Here is an 18,928-nt window from a genome sequence, read left to right as displayed (position 1 = left end):
GAGCCGACCATGACACAAGAATCCAAACGCGAAGACCTCAAGGACCAACCGGCCAACGCCGGCAAGGTCGGCGAGAAGCACAAGCAGCTCAACCAGCAGGGCGAGCAGCAAAGGCCGGGCACGCCGGCCGATCCGAAGCAGGCGGGGCGCTGAACGCATCGGCGCTCTGCCCGCTCCGGGTTTGATCACGGGCGTCAGCCGTGGTGCTGTCAGGCCGCAAGCCTGTTCTAGTGTTGCAGAACCGCCTTGAGGTACGGCGCCGTACGCGACGCCGCTACTTCTGCCACGGCCTCGGGCTGCCCCGCCGCCACCACGGTGCCGCCGTCTTCCCCGGCGCCCGGGCCGATATCGATCACCCAGTCGCACTGGGCTACCACGCGCATATCGTGCTCGACCACCACCACCGTGTTGCCGGCATCCACCAAAGTGTTCAGCTGCACCAGCAGCCGGTCGACATCGCTGGGATGCAGTCCGGTGGTCGGCTCGTCGAGCACGTACAGGGTCGCCCCGCGCTGGCTGCGCTGCAGCTCGGTGGCCAGCTTGATGCGCTGCGCCTCGCCGCCTGAGAGCTCGGTGGCCGGCTGGCCCAGGCGCAGGTAACCCAGGCCGATGTCGCGCAGCACGGTCAGGGCGCGCAGCACACTGGGCGTTTCGGCAAAGAAGGCGCAGGCCTGCTCGACCGTGAGGTCCAGCACCTGGGCGATGTTGCGGCCATTCCACTGCACCTCCAGGGTCTGCGCCTGGTAACGCGCGCCGTGGCAGGTCTGGCACGGAGCATAGACGCTGGGCATGAACAACAATTCGACACTGACGAAGCCCTCGCCCTCGCACGCCGGGCAGCGCCCCTTGGCCACGTTGAAGGAAAACTGCCCGGCATCGAAGCCGCGCTCGCGGGCCGCGTCCGTGGCAGCGAACAACTTGCGCACCGCATCGAACAGGCCGGTGTAGGTGGCCAGGTTGGAGCGCGGCGTGCGGCCGATGGGCTTCTGGTCCACCTGCACCAGGCGCTGGATGTGCTCCATGCCGGCGGTGATGGCGCCCGAGCGGGTCTGCGGTGCGCTTTCCTGCAAGGGGTTGTCGTCGGCCTCCGGCGCCGAGGGTGCCTGCCCCAACCGCTCGCCCACCAGCTCCAGCAAGGCCTGGCTGACCAGGCTGGATTTGCCCGAGCCGGAAATCCCGGTGACGGCGGTGAAACAGTGCAGAGGGAACGCCGCGTCGACGTTCTCCAGGTTGTTGCGGCTGACCCCGCTCAGTGCCAGCCACTGGCCAGCTGGCCGGGGCGTGCGCTGCACGGCTTGCTGTTCGGCGAACAGATGCACCCGTGTGCGCGACGCCTGCACCTTGCGCAGGCCCTGCGGCGGGCCGCTGTACAGCACCTGCCCGCCATGCTCGCCGGCGGCCGGGCCGACGTCCACCAGCCAGTCGGCACGGCGCATGGTCTCCAGGTCATGCTCGACCACGAACAGCGAGTTGCCGGCCGCCTTGAGCCGCGCCAAGGCGTCGAACAGCGCCTCGCCGTCGGCCGGGTGCAGGCCGGCCGACGGCTCGTCGAGCACATAGATGACGCCGAACAGCTGCGAATTGAGCTGGGTGGCCAGGCGCAGTCGCTGCAGCTCGCCGGAAGACAAGGTCGGTGTACTGCGCTCCAGCGCCAGGTAGCCCAGGCCCAGATCGGTCAGCACGCGAATGCGCAGCAGCAGCTCGGCCGCCAGTTGCTGGCCGGCCAAGCGTTTCTCCGGGGCCAGCGCGCTGTCGCCGTGGCCCTCGGCGATGGGTGTCAGCAGCTCGGCCACGCGGTTGAGTGGCAGCTGCGAGAACTCGCCGATGTCCAGGCCGGCGAAGGTCACGCTCAGGGCTTCGCGCTTGAGACGCTTGCCCGCGCACAGCGGGCAGTCCGCGCCGATCATGTACTGGCTCACGCGTTTTTTCATCAAGGCGCTTTGCGAGTGGCTGAAGGTGTGCAGCACGTAGCGACGGGCACCCGTGAAGGTGCCCTGGTAGCTGGGTTCGACCTTGCGCTTGAGCGCCTCGCGGGTTTGCGACGGGGTCAGGCCGGCGTACACCGGCACGGTGGGCGTCTCTTCGGTGAAGAGAATCCAGTCGCGGTCCTTTTTCGGCAGGTCGCGCCAGGGGATGTCGACGTCGTAGCCCAGGGTCACGAGGATGTCGCGCTGGTTCTGCCCTTGCCAGGCCAGTGGCCAGGAGGCCACCGCGCGCTCGCGGATGGTCAGCGAGTCGTCCGGCACCATGGTCTGCTCGGTGACTTCATAGACCCGCCCGAGGCCCTGGCAACCGGGGCAGGCGCCCTGGGGCGTATTGGCCGAGAAGTCCTCGGCGTACAGCAGCGGCTGCCCGGGCGGGTACTCGCCGACCCGCGAGTAGAGCATGCGCACCGGGCTGCCCAGGGTGGTCACGCTGCCCACCGTCGAGCGCGTGCTCGGCGTGCCGCGCTGTTGCTGCAGGGCCACCGCCGGCGGCAGGCCCTCGATGCTGTCCACGGCCGGTACGCCGACCTGGTCGATCAGGCGCCGGGCATAGGGCGCCACCGATTCGAAATAGCGACGCTGCGCCTCGGCGTACAGGGTGCCGAAAGCCAGCGAAGACTTGCCCGAACCGGATACGCCGGTAAACACCACCAACGCATCGCGGGGAATGTCGACGTCGACGTTCTTGAGGTTGTGTTCGCGAGCGCCGCGAACCCGCACATAGCCGGGCAATGCTGGGGGGCTGGGTTTCATGGAAAAGTCGGTGGCCTGATAGAAAGAGTCTTATAACCGACCCGGGGGTGCGTGCAAAGTTTGCCCCGATTGCCCCGGGCAACCTCGAGCCGCCGATAATTTCAGCTAGGATGTGGTCATACGACAACCTCCCAGGCCAGCGAAGCCCCCATGACTGCAGACACACAACACAACGTCACCCTGCAAATCGTCTCGATCGTCTTCTACACCTTCATCGCCTTCTTCTGCATCGGCCTGCCCATCGCCGTGCTGCCGGGGTATGTGCACGACCAGCTGGGTTTCAGCCCGATGATCGCCGGCCTGACCATCGGTTCGCAGTACCTGGCCACCCTGATCAGCCGCCCTGGTGCCGGCCGCGCCGCCGATACCCTGGGCACCAAGAAGGCGGTGGTGGTGGGCCTGGCCGGGATTGCCGCGAGCGGCGCGCTGACCCTGCTCTCGACCCTGCTGCAGAGCCTGCCCGATGCCAGCCTCAGCCTGCTGATCATCGCCCGCCTGGTACTCGGCGCCTCCCAGGGACTGATCGGTGTCAGCACCATCAGCTGGGGCATCGGCCTGGTCGGCAGCGAGCAGACCGCCCGCGTCATCTCCTGGAACGGCATTGCCTCCTACGGCGCCATCGCCCTCGGCGCGCCGCTGGGGGTGCTGATGGTCGGCGCGGCGGGTTTCAATACCCTGGGTATCGCCCTGAGCGTGCTGGCCCTGCTGGCGCTGTGGTTGATCCGGGATAAAAAGGCCGTGCCGGTGCTGCGCGGCGAGCGCCTGCCCTTTTGGGCGGCGTTCAGCCGGGTGGCGCCGTTCGGCCTCAGCCTGACCCTGGCCTCCATCGGCTACGGCACCCTGACCACCTTCATCACCCTGTATTACCTGGACCGCGGCTGGGTCGGGGCGGCCTGGTGCCTGACCAGTTTCGGCCTGTGTTTCATCATCTCGCGGCTGGTGTTCATCAACGCCATCAGCCGCTTTGGCGGCTTCAGCGTGGCCATCAGCTGCATGAGCATGGAGACCCTCGGCCTGGTGCTGCTGTGGCTGGCACCGTCGCCGCTGACCGCGCTGTTCGGTGCCGGCCTGGCCGGGTTCGGGCTGTCGCTGGTGTACCCGGCACTCGGCGTACTGGCCATCGCCCGCGTGCCGGCCGCCAGCCGTGGCGCGGGGCTGGGGGCCTATGCGGTGTTCTTCGACCTGGCCCTGGCCATCGCAGGGCCGATGATGGGGGCGGTAGCCTTGCACCTGGGCTATGGCTGGATCTTCCTGCTGGCCTCGCTACTGGCCCTGGCCGGCTTGGGGCTGACCTGGTGGCTGGGGCAAAGGCCGGCGGCGGATTCGACGCTTTGAGCGGGCTCCGGTGAGTTGGCTCCCAGCGCTGGCTTGCAAAAAAGAGCGGGCTTCAAAAGTCGTACCGGGCCGTCATGCCCAGGGTCCTTGGGGTGCCCAGCACGCCGGTGTAGGCGCCGTTGGGCGAGTTCCACAGGGTGGTGTAGTAGGTCTTGTCGAAGGCGTTCTTCAGCCACAGCGAGACATCCCACTGCCCCTGCCCCAGATCACCGCGCAGCCCGGTGCTCAGGTTGACCAGCGCATAGCCCGGCAGTTGTGCGTAGCGCGAGTCGTCGAGGGTGCCGACGGCGTGGGAGCGCCAGGCATAGCTGCCGTTCAGATAAGGTTGCAGACCGTTGGCCAGATTCCACTGGTAGCTGGCGTTGCTGTTGAAGATCCACTTCGAGGCACCCACCACCGCATGCCCGCTAAGGTCGCAGGACGCCGGTGCGCCGGCCTGCAACGCGACCTCGGCCGGGCATGGTGCGCTGTCGTAGGACAGGTAGCGCACATCGTTCCATGAGCCGTTGGCGTTGAGGGTCAGGCCGCGCACCGGCCGCCAGCTGCTGTCCAGCTCCAGGCCGCGGCTGCGCACGGTGCCGGCGTTGGTCAGGTAGCTGGCCTGGCTGGCGGCGTCGTAGGCGTTGGCCTGGTAGCCGTAGACCTGAGTCCAGAACAGGTTGGCGTCGATCAGCAGGCGCTGGTCCAGCAAGGTGGTCTTGATCCCCAGCTCGGCGTCGTTGGCCCGCTCGCTGCCGATCAGCAGGGAGTCGGCCCCGGCCACCGGCGCGCTGGCAACCCCCAGGTTGACCCCACCGGACTTCTCGCCGTGGGCCAGCGAGGCGTAGCCCAGCACCTGCTCACTGATGTGCCAGGACAGGCTGGCCAGCAGCGACGGGCTGAAGCTGTACTGGCTGAGGTCGCCGGAGTCGTAGGCACCGGCGCGGGCCAGGCGCGCTGCCGCCGCCGCAGCGCTGACGGGCGCCCCGCCTGCCGGCGCGTTGCGGGTAACCGTCGACTGCTTGCGCTCGTAGGTGCCGCGCACGCCCAGGCTGAAATCCAGCTGCGGGGTCAAATGCCAGGTGCCCTGGGCGAAGGTGGCGAAGCTGTCGGTGTCGACGCTGCCATTGCCTATGCTGGTGACGTCGTTCAAGGCCCCTTGCGCAGTGCCGTTCCAGGTGTCGGCCAGCGGCCCGTAATAGGTGAACACCTTGTTGTCCATCAGCTGGCGGAAGTAGTAGGCGCCCAGTACGTAGTCGAAGTGCTCGCCCAGCGGCGAGGCCAGCCGCAGCTCCTGGGAGAACTGCTGGTCGCGGGCCGACTGGCCGACATTGTGCATCACGTCGACGTTCAGCTCGTCGTCGTTGCGCGGGGTGAAATCCCACCAGCGCCAGGCGCTGATCGAGGTCAGCTGAAAGTCGCTGGGCAGGCGCCAGTTGGCCTCCAGGGAGGTGCCGCCCTGGTAGACCTTGATGCTCTGGTCGGCGTCAAGGTTGACTCGCCGCCCGTCCACCAGCGTCGCGCCCACCGCGGCCGCGCGCTGCTGGTAGCGGTTGACCCCGTTGATCAGCGGCCCGGTGCTGAACAGCGAGCGGGTGCCGGCGCTGGAGTCTTCCTCGTTGTAGTCGCCGATCCAGCGCAGGCTGAAGTCCTCGTCGGGCTTGAACAGCAGCTGCCCGCGCACGCCCTGGCGCATGCCGCCACCCAGGGTGTTGCCGTTGTATTGGTTGGTCACGTAGCCGTTCTCATGGCTGCGGTACAGGTCGATGCGCCCGGCCAGGCTGTCGTTCAGCGGGCCGGAGAAGCTGGCCTGGCTCTGCACATAGCCGTGCTCGCCCAGGGAGCTGACGACACTGCCCTGGGGCGTGAAACTGGGCTGGCGGGTGCTGATGTTCAAGACGCCAGCCGTGGTGTTCTTGCCGAACAGCGTGCCTTGCGGGCCACGCAACAGCTCCATCTGCTGGACGCTGAGCAGGTCGAACACGGCCATGCCGGGACGGCCCAGGTAGACGTTGTCCAGATAGATCCCGGCGCTGCCCTCCAACCCGTCGCTGGCCGGGTTGTTGCCCAGGCCTCGGATCGACAGGCTGGCCTGGCGCGGGTTCATGAAGGCGACGTTGAGGCTGGGCATCGCCTGCTGCAGATCCTGCAGGCGATACAGCCGTTGTGCTTCCAGGGTCTGGCCGCTGAGCACACTCATGGCGGTGGGCACCTGCTGGGCATCTTCGCTGCGGCGTCGGGCCTCGACCGTGACGGCCTGCAGGGTGGTCGCGGTGTCGCTGCCGCTCTCGGCGGCCGCCAGGTGACAGGTTGGCAGCATGGCGACCAGGGCCAGGCAGCGCGGGTAATACGGATTCATCGGTGTTCCTCGGGATGAGTCGACTCCTCGCTGCGCGTGGCTGGCGTAAGCGCGTTGGTCAGGACGGTGGGTGGGGGTTGGCTCAATCACGCAGCCAGGCAATGTCCTCGCGCTGGTAGCGGTGGGCGCGGAAGATGCCGTTGTTTTCGCCGGGCAGATATTGCCGCGACGGTGCGTCGGGGTAGGCGGCGAAGTGCGGGTTGACGTACTCCCACACCACCTCGCCGGCCCGGGTGACCTCGAACAGCCGACCGAAGTTGGCCTCGGTGATCAGCGTGTTGCCGTTGTGCAGCCGTTGCGCGCCGCCCATGAACGGGGTGAAGAAGGCGTAGCCCGGGGTGTCGGCGTACTGCCATTCGATGCGCTGGGCCAGCGGGTCGATTTCCAGCACCCGCGAGAACGGCATGGACACGTGGGGCCGCGAGATGCCGTTGTCGAACACCAGGATGCGGCCGTCGTCCAGTTCGCTGGGGCAATGCTGCTGCGCCACCAGGTCGTGGCCCAGGCGCCACAGCACCTCGCCGCTCACGCGCTGCACGGCGATCACCGCCGAGACGCTGCGCAGGCTGAGGATGACCTTGCCGTCGCGCCCCGGGCTGACCGCGTTGGTCATCGGCCAGTGGTAGCGCTCGAAGCTGTCGTGCAACGGATAGTCTTCGGGCCGCAGGTGCTCCCAGCTGCGCCACTCCCACACCACCTGGCCCTGGCGATCGACCTCCTTGACCACGTCGGCGTAGATCACCCCGCCGGCGGCTTCGCTGCCGGGGATGCCACCCTGCACGCGGCGCGCCAGCTCGGCGCTCAGCGGCTCGACGGTGGTGTACAGCAGGTGGCCGTTGTCCAGCCACTGCGCATCGTGATGGTGCATCAGGTCGGTGTGCTGCCACACCACTTCGCCTTCGGGGGTGACTTCGCTGAAAGCGCCGCCGTGCCACACCGACCAGCCGGGAAACAGGTTCGGCGAATCCGGGTGGTTGCCGTTGTAGCCGAGATTGCCATTGGCCAGCAGCACGGCATCGCGCCCGGGCCGCTGCGGCAGCTGCCAGCGGTGCACCACTTCGCCGTCCAGGTCGACGAGGAAGACCTGGCCGTTGGCGGTCTGCGGGGCAAACAGGGTGTAGCCCCCGGCGCTGCGTTCGTGGTCGACGGCGATCAAGCCGGTCTTCTGGCGTCTGAGGGTGGTGCGATCGAGCGTTGGCATGGCTTTTCTCCGGGTGAACGAGGCCCTGCCGGGGCAAGCGGCATGGCGTTTTCAGGTTTCAGGTCAGTGTGGCGCGGGCAGCGCGCCGTTGAAGTCGGCGTCGAACAGGGTCTGCACCTGGACCGGTCGCGGGATCAACCGGGCTGCGGCGAAGGCATCGGCCAGGTGTTGCTGCAAGGCGATGATTCCAGCGTCGATGGGCACATAACGCAGGTGCTGGTGAGCGAGCATGTCCTGCACCAGCGCCAGCGGCAGGTGCGTGGCGGCGGCCAGCGCGACGGCCCACTCGGCCGGGTGCGCAGTGGCCCAGTCCTGCGCCCGGGCCAGGCGCCCAAGCAGCTCGGCCAGTTGCACCGAGCGCTGCGGGTCGGCCAGCGCCTGCTGGCTGGCCACGGCAAAGCTCAATCCGCTTTCCGGCCACGGGCTGCCGTCCACCAGCACCCGTGCGCCCTGGGCCACGGCCTGGCCGACGTAGGGATACCATACGGCCCAGGCATCGACATGGCCGCTGGCGAAGGCGTTCTGCGCGTCCACCGGGCTGACGTACGCCAGCTCCACGTCACGGGGCTCGAGCCCCGCCTCGTGCAGCGCCGCCAGCACCAGGTAATGCCCGCTGGAGCCCTTGGCCACGGCGATGCGCCGGCCCTTGAGGTCGGCCACTCGCTGCACGCTGGAACCGGCCGGCAGCAGCAAGGCGTTGTTGTTCTGCGCGCCCTCGGCGACGCCGATGATGCGCACCGCCGAGCCGCCAGCCTGGGCGAACACCGGCGGCGCATTGCCGACCACGCCGACGTCGATGGCGCCGCTGTTGAGTGCTTCGAGCAACGCCGGACCGGCGCTGAAGGGGTGCCAGCGGTCGCTGTCCGGCCGCGCTTGCCCGGCCGCCTGCAGCAGGGCCTGCACCAGGCCACTCTGGTCGCCGATCTGCAAGACCTCGGCGGCGCTGGCGTGGGCCGCCAGCACCAGCGCCGCGCAGCCGAACAAGGCACGACGAAGTCGCTTGGCAGGCAGGAAAATTGACGGCATTGTCAGGTTCTCGTTTTGTGTTGCGCCGAGTATGTGGAGTCCCGTCGTGCCGATCCATGCCAAACACCCCTCCTTTGCTGCCACGCCTGACACTCGCACGGTGGTGGTGCTGACCTTCGCCGATGCCCTGCTGCTCAACGGCAGCGGCCCTATGGAAGTATTCGCTGCCGTGCCGCGGGTGCTGGCCGGCCGTTTCGCCAGCCAACCGCCCTATCGCCTGGTCCTCGCTTCCCCGGAAGGCGGCCTGGTGACCTCGGTGTCTGGCGTCGAGGTGATGACCCAGTCGCTGGCCTGGCTCGATGCCCAGGTGCCGGCCATCGACACCTTGATCGTGGTCGGCGGCCCGGGGGTGACCGTGCTGGAGCACGACGCACAGATCTGCCGATGGTTGCGCCGACGCCAGCCCGGCACGCGGCGCCTGTGCTCGATCGGCACCGGCAGCTTCGTGCTGGCCGCCGCCGGCCTGCTGGAAGGCCGCCAGGTAGTGACCCATTGGAAGTTCATCGAGCAGCTGCAGGCCGACTATCCCGGGGTGCGCTGCCAGCAGGACGCCCTGTACCTCAATGACGGCCCGCTGTGGACCTGCGGCGGCGCCACCGCCGGAATCGACCTGGCCCTGGCCCTGGTCGAACAGGACCTGGGCCCCCATGCCGCCCTGGCGCTGGCGCGCTATTTCACCGTGTTCATCTGGCGCTCGGCCGAACAGCCGCAACTGAGCGCGTCGTTGCAGGCGCAGTCCAAGGCCCTGGGCACCGACCCGCAGGTGCGCCTGGCGCGCCTGCACGCCTGGATCGCCGCCCACCTCAACGAAGACCTGCGCGTCGAGCGCCTGGCCGAACAGTTCGGCATGAGCCCGCGGCACTTCGCCCGCGCCTACGTCGCCGCCACCGGCGACACCCCCGCCCATGCCGTGGAGACCCTACGCCTGGAAGCCGCCTGCCGCCTGCTGGAAACCAGCAACGAACCGATCAAGCGCATCGCCGAGACGGTCGGCTTCGGCCGCGAAGAACGCATGCGCCGAGCCTTCCACAAGCAACTGGGCGACAGCCCGCAGGGCTATCGGCAACGCGGCCATGCGCCGCTGCCGGCGGCGGGTCAGACGGGGTATCGGTTCGTCGCGCAGAACCTGGCGTGCTGAGTCGCCCATTGAGAATGTGAAAACCAGCTCACATCTTTATCACGATTTTTTCAACTGCCCGGGCTTAGTCTGTGCTGGCTCCTTCAAGCTTTACCGCCCGCTCCCCCCCATCGCGGGCTTTTTTTTGCCTGCAATTTGCTGCAGCAATTCGCCCGTCGATCCAGCTCATGCTAAAACCCCTGTCAGCGGTGGCCTCGAGAAACTGAGCCTGTACCGTCACTACAGGATGTCATCATGCACGCTTTGCCCACCTCACCAGCGCTGCTCATGCTGGCAGCGCTCGCTGCCCACGCCAGCGAACTGCAGGCCCCCATCGTCGCCATCGAGCCCGGACTGATCCGCGGCGTGCGCAGCGCAGGGGTCGAAGCCTTCAAGGGCATCCCCCTGGCCCAACCGCCGCTGGGCGAGCTGCGCTGGCGCCCGCCGCAGCCGGTCAGCCCCTGGCAGGAGGTCCGCTCGGCCGAGCGCTACGGCCCCGACTGCATGCAGAAAGCCTTTGAAAGCAGCGCCTCGCCGGCAGGCGCGCCGCCCGCCGAGGACTGCCTGTACCTCAATGTCTGGAAGCCGGCCCAGGCCGCTGGCCGGACCCCGGTGCTGGTGTGGATCTACGGCGGCGGCTTCGTCAATGGCCGGAGCTCGGCAGCGGTGTATTCCGGCGAGCCGCTCGCCCGCCAGGGCGTGCTGGTGGTCAGCTTCAACTACCGGGTCGGGCGCTTCGGCTTTTTCGCCCACCCCCAGCTCAGCCGGGACCAGGGCGCGCACGAAGCCCTCGGCAACTACGGCCTGATGGACCAGTTGGCCGCGTTGCAGTGGGTGCAGCGCAACATCGGCGCTTTCGGCGGCGACCCGGGCCAGGTGACGGTGGTGGGCGAATCGGCGGGCGGCATGTCGATCCATGCGCTGTTGACCTCGCCGCAGAACCACGGACTGTTTCAGCGCGCAGTCATTCAGTCCGGTGGCGACGGCCAGCTGTTCATGAACGACCTGGGCAAGGCGGAACAGGCCGGCCTGGCCTTCGCGGCCACGCAGGGCATCGCTGCCGACGATCCCCAGGCCGTCGCCCGCTTGCGCCGGCTGAGCGCTGCGCAAGTCACCGGCGAGCTCAATCTCTCGACCCTGTTCGAGCCGCCCCAGGCAGTGCCGACCTATACCCTGCCGATGCGCGACGGCCAGGTCGCCGTGGATGCGCTCAAGGCTTACCAGGCCAGGCGTTTCGCCCCTGTGCCGGTGATGCTTGGCGTGGTCAGCGATGACCTGTTCGGCGCCGAAGGCGCCATGATCAAAGGCGCCAGGACGGTAGCCGACCTTCTGGTCGGGCGAGGGGTGCCCTTGTACCGCTATCGTTTTTCCTACGTCGCCCAGGCGGCGCGGGCGCAGTCACCACAGGGCGCCCGGCACGCCAGTGAGATTCCCTACTTCCTGCGCACCCTCGACGCTTGGCTTGGGCCAGCCCTGAGCGCTCAGGACCGCCGGGCCAGCGAGCTGGCCAGCGCTTATCTGGTCAATTTCGTCAGGACCGGCAACCCCAACGGCGCGGGCCTGGCGCGCTGGCCGCGCTATGAAAGCGGCCAGCCGACCGTATTGGACTTCACTGCCGATGCCGGGGTAAGGCTCTATGGGGATTGATCCACAGCGTTGCGTGAAACCGGGCTTACTGCCTATCGGGGGCTGCTCCATGCGGCCTATAGCTCGGCCACCGCGATCAACCTGATGCAAATGTGAAAACCAGCTCACATCCTTATCACGATTTTTTCAACTGGCTGGGCATAGTCTGAACTCGCTCCTTCAAGTGTTCCCGCCCGTGCCCCCATCACGGGCTTTTTTTTGCCTGGGATCTTCCTGGCGCCTGGCGCGATGTCCAATATGGCCACCAGCGGCCGCCCGCGCGGCCTATCGCGGGCTTCGCGCGCTCCCACAATGGATTCGCGATCAAAGTGGGAGGGGGCGCAGACCCCGAGAGGCCGCCAGGCCGTCAGGCCGGTGTGATCTTCCTGGTGCCTGGCGGAATGTCCAATAGGGCCACCAGCGGCCGCCCGCGCGGCCTATCGCCAGCTGCGCCGGCTCCTACATCTGTTTCGAGTTATATGCATCCAGTGGCATCTCCTATGACCGCCTTTGATGTTCGACGATAGACCGCCATGCACCAAGGCGCTCATAGGTAATGCCACTGGAACGGCACGTTCGAAGCAAATGTAGGAGCCGGCGAAGCTGGCGATAGGCCGCGCGGGCGGCCGTTGGCGGCCGTGATTGAGTCTCAAGACAGGCCAGCCGCCCTCTCGGGGTCTTCGCCCCCTCCCACAAGGGATTCGCGATCAAAGTGGGAGGGGTCGCAGACCCCGAGAGGCCGCCAGGCCGGTGTGATCTTCCTGGTGCCTGGCGAAATGTCCAATATGGCCACCAGCGGCCGCCCGCGCGGCCTATCGCCAGCTGCGCCGGCTCCTACATCTGTTTCGATTATATGCATCCAGTGGCATCGCCTATGACCGCTCTTGGTGTTAGACGACAGACCGCCATGCACCAAGGCGCTCATAGGCAATGCCACTGGAACGGCACGTTCGAAGCAAATGTGGGAGCCGGCGAAGCTGGCGATAGGCCACGCGGGCGGCCGTTGGCGGCCGTGATTGAGTCTCAAGACAGGCCTGGCGCCCTCTCGGGGTCTTCGCCCCCTCCCACAAGGGGTTCGCGATCAAAGTGGGAGGGGTCGCAGACCCCGAGAGGCCGCCAGGCCGGTGTGATCTTCCTGGTGCCTGACGGAATGTCCAATAGGGCCACCAGCGGCCGCCCGCGCGGCCTATCGCCAGCTGCGCCGGCTCCTACATCTGTTTCGAGTTATATGCATCCAGTGGCATCTCCTATGACCGCCTTTGATGTTCGACGATAGACCGCCATGCACCAAGGCGCTCATAGGTAATGCCACTGGAACGGCACGTTCGAAGCAAATGTAGGAGCCGGCGAAGCTGGCGATAGGCCGCGCGGGCGGCCGTTGGCGGCCGTGATTGAGTCTCAAGACAGGCCCGCCGGCCTCTCGGGGTCTTCGCCCCCTCCCACAAGGGGTTCGCGATCAAAGTGGGAGGGGTCGCAGACCCCGAGAGGCCGCCAGGCCGGTGTGATCTTCCTGGTGCCTGGCGAAATGTCCAATATGGCCACCAGCGGCCGCCCGCGCGGCCTATCGCGGGCTTCGCGCGCTCCCACGTCTGTTTTGATCGTGCCGTTCCAGGCAGATCTCCTATGACCGCCTTGGTGCCTGGCGGTCTATCGTGGAACATCAAATGGATGCATGCGCCCGGAACAACCGTAGGAGCGCGCGAAGCCCGCGATAAGGCCGCGCGGGCGGCCGGTGGTGGCCGTGATTGAGTCTCGAGACGAGCCTTGCGGCTTCTCACGGAACTTCCACCGTCAAAACCCCCACTGAGCTTCAATCCTTCCCACCGTGCGAGCCGCCATGGTCCAGTCGCCCACCCCTCGCAGCAACCGCGCGCTCGACGCCCTGAATTTCTTTCTGGCCGATGTGCGCGATGGGTTGGGTCCTTATCTGGCGATCTACCTGCTGGCCGTGCATCACTGGGAGCCCGCCAGTATTGGCCTGGTGATGACCCTGGCCGGGCTGGCGGCGCTGGTGACGCAGACGCCGGCGGGCGGCCTGATCGACCGGATCGTCTGCAAGCGCGCCGCCGTGGCGGTGGCGGCGATGCTGGTGACCGGATGCTGCGTGATCCTGCCCTGGGTCCACGGCTTCAGCGTGGTAGCGGTGACCCAGGCCCTGAGCGCGGCAGCGGCGTCGATCTTCGCGCCGGCCATCGCCGCCATTTCGCTGGGCATGACCGGGCCCAAGGCGTTCACGCGGCGGACCGGTCGCAACGAGACCTTCAACCATGCCGGCAATGCCTGTGCCGCCTTGCTGGCCGGCGGCCTGTCCTATCTGTTCGGGCCGGTGGCGGTGTTCTACCTGATGGCCGCGATGGCCCTGTGCAGTGTGGTGGCCATCGCCAACATCGCCCCGCAAGCCATCGACCACGACCTGGCCCGCGGCTTCGATGCCAGCGCCGCTGCGCCAGCCGATGCTGTGCCTGGCTGGCGCGCGCTGCTGGGCAGCCGCTCGCTGCTGCTGTTTGCCCTGTGTTGCGCACTGTTCCATTTGGCCAACGCGGCGATGCTGCCGCTGGTCAGCCAGAAGTTGTCGCAGCTGAACATGAGCCTGGCCACGCCTTTGACCTCGGCCTGCATCGTCGCCGCGCAACTGGTAATGGTGCCGGCAGCGATGCTGGTCGGCGCGCGCGCCGACCGCTGGGGGCGCAAGCCGCTGCTGCTGGCAGGTTTCGCCATCCTCCCGGTGCGTGCGGTGCTCTATACCCTTTCCGACAACCCTTACTGGCTGGTGGCGGTGCAGATGCTCGATGGCGTCGGCGCCGGGCTGTTCGGCGCGCTGTTCCCGCTGGTGGTCAAGGACCTGACCCAAGGCAGCGGCCGCTTCAATATCTGCCTCGGTGCGCTGACCACGGCGTTCGGCCTGGGCGCGGCCTTGAGCAACGGCCTGGCCGGGCTGGTGGTGCAGGCCGCCGGCTTCAGCATGGCCTTCCTGACCCTCGGGGCGATTGCTGCGCTCGCCCTGCTGCTGCTGTTCCTGCTGCCGGAAACCCGCCAACCCGCCTCCGATTGAGTCTGCCCCATGCCGCTATCCGCTATCACCTGGTGCATCACCGCCCTGGCCACTGCCGGCGTCATCCTGCGGCCCTGGCGGCTGCCCGAGTACGTCTGGGCCCTGGGCGGCGCGCTGCTGCTGGTGGTGTGCGGGCTGGTGCCCTGGCCCGCTGCGCTGGCGGCGGTGGCCAAGGGTGACGACGTCTATCTGTTTCTCACCGGCATGATGCTGCTGGCCGAGCTGGCTCGCCGCGAAGGACTGTTCGACTGGCTGGCGACCCTGGCCGCGCGCCAGGCCCGGGGCTCCAGCCAGCGGCTGTTCGACCTGGTGTTCGCGGTCGGCACCCTGGTCACCGTGTTTCTCTCCAACGACGCCACCGCCGTGGTGCTGACTCCGGCGGTGTATGCAGCCACCCGAGCGGCCAAAGCCGAGCCGCTGCCCTATCTGTTCATCTGCGCCTTCATCGCCAACGCCGCCAGCTTCGTGCTGCCGATCTCCAACCCGGCCAACCTGGTCATCTTCGGCAGCCAGATGCCGGCGCTGGGGCCATGGCTGGCACAGTTCAGCCTGCCATCGCTGGCGGCCATCGCCCTGACCTACCTGGTGCTGCGCCTCAGCCAGCGCCAGGCGTTGCGCCAGCCGCTGGAGCAGGTCGACGCCCTGCCGCCGCTGAGCCTGGGCGCGCGGCTGACCGCCGGCGGCATCGCCGTCACCGGCGTGCTGCTGCTGGTGGTGTCGGCCCTGGACCTGCAGCTGGGCCTGCCGACCTGCCTGGCCGGGTTGGCCACGGTGGTGCTGGTGCACAGCCTGCAGAAAAGCAACCCCTGGCCGGTGTTCAAGGGCGTGTCCTGGGGGGTGCTGCCGCTTGTGGCGGGGCTGTTCGTGCTGGTCGAGGCATTGACCCTGACCGGCGTGGTCGGCGCCCTGGCCAAGGCCCTGGAACAGTGGGCGCAGGCCGCGCCGGTGCAAGTCACCTGGGGCGCCGGAGTGCTGGTGGGGATCGCCTGCAACCTGGTCAACAATCTGCCTGCCGGGCTGATCGCAGGCTCGGTGGGCCACCTGGCCAGCTTGCCCAGCGAGACCACCCGGGCGCTGGTGGTGGCCGTGGACCTGGGCCCCAACCTGTCGATCACCGGCTCACTGGCCACGGTGCTGTGGCTGATCGCGGTGCGCCGCGAAGGCGAGCACGTCAGCGCCTGGACCTTCCTCAAGCTGGGAGCCCTGGTCATGCCGCCCGCGCTGCTCGCCAGCCTGGCCGCGCTGCAATTGACCCACTGAGCCGGCAAAGGCTGCTTTACTGAGTCTTCCATGCCTATCAAAGACCGGAGCGCAGCGATGAGCCGTCTCACCGCCAAGGATTTTCCCCAGGAGCTGCTGGAGCTGTACGACTACTACGCCCACGGCCGCATCGACCGCCGCGCCTTTCTCGACCGCGCCGCCGCCTTCGCGGTGATGGGCCTCACTGCCCCGGCGCTGCTGGCGGCCTTGAGCCCCAACTACGCCCTGGCCGAGCAGGTGCCGTTCACCGACCCGGACATCGTCGCCGAGTACATCACCTACCCCTCGCCCGCCGGGAACGGCGCCGTGCGTGCCTATCGGGTACGGCCGGCCAAGGCCTCCGGCAAGACCCCGGCGGTGCTGGTCGTGCACGAGAACCGCGGCCTGAACCCCTATATCGAGGACGTCGCCCGACGCGTGGCCAAGGCCGGTTTCATCGCCCTGGCGCCCGACGGCCTGACTTCACAGGGCGGCTATCCGGGCAACGACGACAAGGGCAAGGCGCTGCAGGAGAAGGTTGACCCTACCCGCCTGATGAACGATTTCTTCGCCGGCATCGAGTGGTTGATGAAGCAGAACGACGTCGGCAAGGTCGGCATCACCGGCTTCTGCTATGGCGGTGGCGTGGCCAACGCCGCCGCCGTGGCCTACCCGGAGCTCGCCGCTGCCGTACCTTTCTACGGCCGCCAGCCAAAGGCCGAAGACGTGCCGCGCATCCAGGCACCGTTGCTGCTGCATTACGCCGAACTGGACAAAGGCATCAGCGACGGCTGGCCGGCGTACGAGCAGGCGCTCAAGGCCCACGGCAATCTGTACCAGGCCTACATCTACCCCGGGGTGAACCACGGCTTTCACAACGACTCCACGCCGCGCTACGACGAACCCGCCGCGCAATTGGCCTGGGACCGCACCCTGGAGTGGTTCAACAAGTACCTGGTCTAGTCGCCAGACTGACGGCGCCCTGGGTACAGCTGGTCGACCAGGGCCATCCAGTCGAACGGCTCGGCGTAGGCAATGCCCTGGGCCGCCATGGCGTCCACCAGGCCACGCTGGGTGGCGACGATGGCGCGGCTCATGTGCGGCTCGATGCCGACATCGGCGGCGGTGCGGGCCACCTCCTCCATTTCTTCGGCGCGCCGGCGGCCATGCTCGGCCACGCGGCTGATCAGGTAGTGCGGCTGGCGGGCGTCCCAACCCATGCTCGGAAAGCTCTTGTGCAAAGAGGCCAGCACCAGCTCTTCGGCGCCGTACTGGCGCGCGGTGGCCAGGCTCTCGGTGGTCAGCGCCTCGAGGCCCTTGATCATCACGCTGCGGCACATCTTGATCGCCGAAGCGACACCGACCTGTTCGGCCACCACCCGCACATTGAAACCCAGCGGCAGGAGCCATTGCGCGGCCTGCTGGGCCCGCCCGCCGCCCAGCAGGATCGGCGTCTGCAGGCGCTGAGGCGGCACCGGGGCCATGACCGCCGCGTCCACATAATGCGCGGCCCCCGCGCCGACGGCGGCGCTGGCGGCCTGTTTGGTGGTCGGCGCCACCGAGTTGATGTCCATGAACACCTGGCCGGCCTGCAGGTGCGCGGCTGCCTGTTGCGCCACAGCCAGCGCCGAGCCTGCGGTCACCGCCGAGATCACCAGCTGCGCGCCCTGGATGGCCAGCTCGGCCGAGTCGAACGGCTGCACGTCGGCCTTGCGGGCCTTGGCCAGCATGGCATCGCGCTGCGCCGGATCATTGAGCAGGCGGTCGTGGATGCGCACCTGCACCCCCTGCGCGGCGAGGTCCTGGCCAAGAATGCCGCCGGCCTCACCGAAACCGATCAGGGCCACTGTCTGCAATACGCTCATGGGTGCGTTCCTTCTTGCGGGTTGTCGAGGGTGGAAGGATGGGTGCGGGTGGCCCGTGGCGCCGCAGCCGCAGCCGCAGCCGCAGCCGCAGCCGCAGGATTGAGGCAGGCATCGAAGCGCTCGCGGTCGAACAGCTTCTCCCAGCGGCAGATGACGAACACCGCCACGCTGTTGCCGATCACGTTGGTGGTCGAGGTAGCGATCGCCAGCACCCGGTCGATACCAAACAACAGCCCCAGGGCGCCGAGGGGCAGCACGCGCACCGACTCCAGGGTGGCGGCCAGCTTGATCACCGCGCCACCGGCGGCGCCCGCACCGCCCTTGGAGGTCAGCAGCATCACCCCCAGCAGGCTCAGCGACTGGCCCAAGGACAGGCTGGTGTCGGTCGCCTGGGCCAGGAAGCCCAGGCCGCAGGCCATGTACAGGCAGGCGCCATCGATGTTGAAGCTGTAGCCGGCCGGCAGCACGAATCCCACCACCGCTTCGTCGCATCCAGCCTGGGTCAGCTTGGCCACCAGCTTGGGAAACGCCGCTTCGCTGGACGCGGTGCCCATGGCGATGACCGCCTCCTCCTTGATCACCCGAAGGATTTTCAGGATAGAAAAGCCAGCCAGCGCGGCGACGCTGCCGAGCACCAGAAAGATGAAGATCAGCGCGCTGGCGTAGTAGGTCAGGATGTAGCGCAGCAGGTACAGCAGGGTCTGCGAGCCGAAACTCCCCACGGCGGCGGCCATGGCGCCGAACGCGCCCAACGGCGACAGGCGCATGATGTAACTCAGCAGCTTGAAGATGACCGTCTGCCCTTCGTTCAACAGCCGCAGGCCCACCCAGTCGGGCTTGGCACACTGGGCAAGGGCCAGGCCGACCAGGATCGAGACGAACAGCACCGGCAGGATGTCGCCATCGACGAAGGCCGACGCCAGGGTCCTGGGGATGATCGTCAGCAGGAAGTGTTCGAGGTTGAAACTGCCGCCGGCCAACGCGGCATTGACCGTGGCCGCCTGCCCGGCGGCCAGCTCGTCGCCCATGTGCGCATGCAGGCCATCGCCCGGCCGCACCAAAGACACCACGACGAAGCCCACCAGCATGGCCAGGCTGCTGACCACCTCGAAGTAGACCAGGGTCTTGATACCGATGCGCCCGAGTCGGCGAAAGTCGCCGATGTGGGCGATGCCGTGGACCACGGTGAAGAAGATGATCGGCCCAAGCACCATTTTCAGCAGGGCGATGAACGCCGTGCCGAGCGGCTTCATGCGCACCGCAAGGTCCGGTGCCAGCAGGCCCAAGGCGATGGCCAGGGCCATCGCGATCAGCACCTGGATATACAGTTTGCCAAGTAGTTTCATTGCGCTCGACCGTCGTTATTGTTTTTGAGTAACGGGTGATTCGAG

Annotated in this window: 13 protein-coding genes; 7 read left to right on the top strand and 6 right to left on the bottom strand. The window is 67.7% G+C overall.

From position 1 onward, the window contains the following. Positions 1–9: 9 nt before the first annotated feature. Positions 10–153, top strand: coding sequence for a hypothetical protein (locus SFA35_RS11840; protein WP_320578542.1), 144 nt, complete (start codon positions 10–12; stop codon positions 151–153). 74 nt (positions 154–227) lie between these two features. Here the strand turns inward: SFA35_RS11840 and SFA35_RS11835 are convergent, their stop codons facing one another. Next, on the bottom strand, positions 228–2,738 hold the full coding sequence (locus tag SFA35_RS11835) for an excinuclease ABC subunit UvrA (RefSeq protein WP_320578540.1): 2,511 nt from the start codon (positions 2,736–2,738) through the stop codon (positions 228–230). Between the two features lie 150 nt (positions 2,739–2,888). Here SFA35_RS11835 and SFA35_RS11830 point away from each other — a divergent pair, with 150 nt between their 5' ends. Further along, complete coding sequence (locus SFA35_RS11830; RefSeq protein ID WP_320578538.1) at positions 2,889–4,073, top strand: MFS transporter; 1,185 nt, start codon at positions 2,889–2,891, stop codon at positions 4,071–4,073. Between the two features lie 52 nt (positions 4,074–4,125). On the opposite strand, the gene SFA35_RS11825 is transcribed toward SFA35_RS11830, so the two are convergent. From SFA35_RS11825 to SFA35_RS11815, 3 genes are all read right to left on the bottom strand, one after another. Continuing rightward, positions 4,126–6,372, bottom strand: a complete 2,247-nt coding sequence (locus tag SFA35_RS11825) for a TonB-dependent receptor (RefSeq protein ID WP_320578980.1) — start codon at positions 6,370–6,372, stop codon at positions 4,126–4,128. Positions 6,373–6,493: 121 nt separating this feature from the next. Next, entirely contained in the window at positions 6,494–7,612 is a 1,119-nt protein-coding gene (locus tag SFA35_RS11820) for an aryl-sulfate sulfotransferase (RefSeq protein WP_320578537.1), read from the bottom strand. A 63-nt stretch (positions 7,613–7,675) separates the two neighbouring features. Continuing rightward, the gene (locus tag SFA35_RS11815; protein WP_320578535.1) at positions 7,676–8,638 is read right to left on the bottom strand and encodes an ABC transporter substrate-binding protein; all 963 of its coding nucleotides are present in this window, start codon (positions 8,636–8,638) and stop codon (positions 7,676–7,678) included. Between the two features lie 46 nt (positions 8,639–8,684). Between SFA35_RS11815 and SFA35_RS11810 the strand changes: the two genes are divergently transcribed. From SFA35_RS11810 to yghX, 5 genes are all read left to right on the top strand, one after another. Then, positions 8,685–9,776 (top strand): GlxA family transcriptional regulator, encoded by a 1,092-nt coding sequence (locus tag SFA35_RS11810; protein WP_320578533.1) that lies wholly within the window; start codon positions 8,685–8,687, stop codon positions 9,774–9,776. A 234-nt stretch (positions 9,777–10,010) separates the two neighbouring features. After that, positions 10,011–11,402: a carboxylesterase/lipase family protein gene (locus tag SFA35_RS11805; RefSeq protein WP_320578531.1), complete on the top strand. Its 1,392-nt coding sequence runs from the start codon at positions 10,011–10,013 to the stop codon at positions 11,400–11,402. Between the two features lie 1,816 nt (positions 11,403–13,218). Further along, entirely contained in the window at positions 13,219–14,433 is a 1,215-nt protein-coding gene (locus SFA35_RS11800; protein ID WP_320578529.1) for an MFS transporter, read from the top strand. Between the two features lie 9 nt (positions 14,434–14,442). Next, positions 14,443–15,693, top strand: a complete 1,251-nt coding sequence (locus tag SFA35_RS11795; protein ID WP_320578527.1) for an arsenic transporter — start codon at positions 14,443–14,445, stop codon at positions 15,691–15,693. A 57-nt stretch (positions 15,694–15,750) separates the two neighbouring features. Continuing rightward, positions 15,751–16,635, top strand: coding sequence for a YghX family hydrolase (gene yghX, locus SFA35_RS11790; protein ID WP_320578525.1), 885 nt, complete (start codon positions 15,751–15,753; stop codon positions 16,633–16,635). On the opposite strand, the gene SFA35_RS11785 is transcribed toward yghX, so the two are convergent. Next, entirely contained in the window at positions 16,632–17,537 is a 906-nt protein-coding gene (locus SFA35_RS11785) for an NAD(P)-dependent oxidoreductase (protein WP_320578523.1), read from the bottom strand. The genes yghX and SFA35_RS11785 overlap by 4 nt on opposite strands. Further along, on the bottom strand, positions 17,534–18,883 hold the full coding sequence (locus tag SFA35_RS11780; protein ID WP_320578522.1) for a cation:dicarboxylate symporter family transporter: 1,350 nt from the start codon (positions 18,881–18,883) through the stop codon (positions 17,534–17,536). Before SFA35_RS11780 ends, SFA35_RS11785 begins: the two co-directional genes overlap by 4 nt. Between the last annotated feature and the right edge of the window lie 45 nt (positions 18,884–18,928).

It is taken from the genome of Pseudomonas sp. HR96, from assembly GCF_034059295.1.
Lineage (GTDB): Bacteria > Pseudomonadota > Gammaproteobacteria > Pseudomonadales > Pseudomonadaceae > Aquipseudomonas.
The sequence above is the reverse complement of the archived record's forward strand: the minus strand, read 5'-3'. Positions and strand labels throughout refer to the sequence as shown.